This window comes from Massilia sp. NBRC 108631, from assembly GCF_059704565.1.
This window is the reverse complement of sequence record NZ_BAAKJE010000258.1, coordinates 1-338: the sequence shown is the minus strand read 5'-3', so window position 1 is coordinate 338 and position 338 is coordinate 1. Positions and strand designations below refer to the sequence as shown.

Sequence of the window (338 nt, the reverse complement as noted above, 5' to 3'; positions counted from 1 at the left end):
GTGACTGGGGTGAAGTCGTAACAAGGTAGCCGTATCGGAAGGTGCGGCTGGATCACCTCCTTTCTAGAGTATGGCGCCACGCCAAACGCTCACACTTATCGGCTGTTGAAGATTAAGGAACAGTAATGGGGCTGTAGCTCAGCTGGTTAGAGCACCGTGTTGATAACGCGGGGGTCGTTGGTTCGAGTCCAACCAGCCCTACCAGTCTCATTGGTAATGCCATTGGGGGATTAGCTCAGCTGGGAGAGCACCTGCTTTGCAAGCAGGGGGTCGTCGGTTCGATCCCGTCATCCTCCACCACTGCATTTACTCAAGACTACGGGTTTTCGGTAAGTGTA

Annotated in this window: 2 tRNA genes and 1 rRNA gene; all 3 read left to right on the top strand. The window is 53.8% G+C overall.

The annotated features are described in order from the left end of the window. Window positions 1-63 (top strand): 16S ribosomal RNA (locus AC6H42_RS27925); the annotation flags it as partial. Between the two features lie 64 nt (window positions 64-127). Continuing rightward, window positions 128-204: transfer RNA gene (locus AC6H42_RS27920), tRNA-Ile, on the top strand. Between the two features lie 20 nt (window positions 205-224). After that, window positions 225-300 (top strand) — tRNA-Ala (locus AC6H42_RS27915). Window positions 301-338 lie beyond the last annotated feature (38 nt).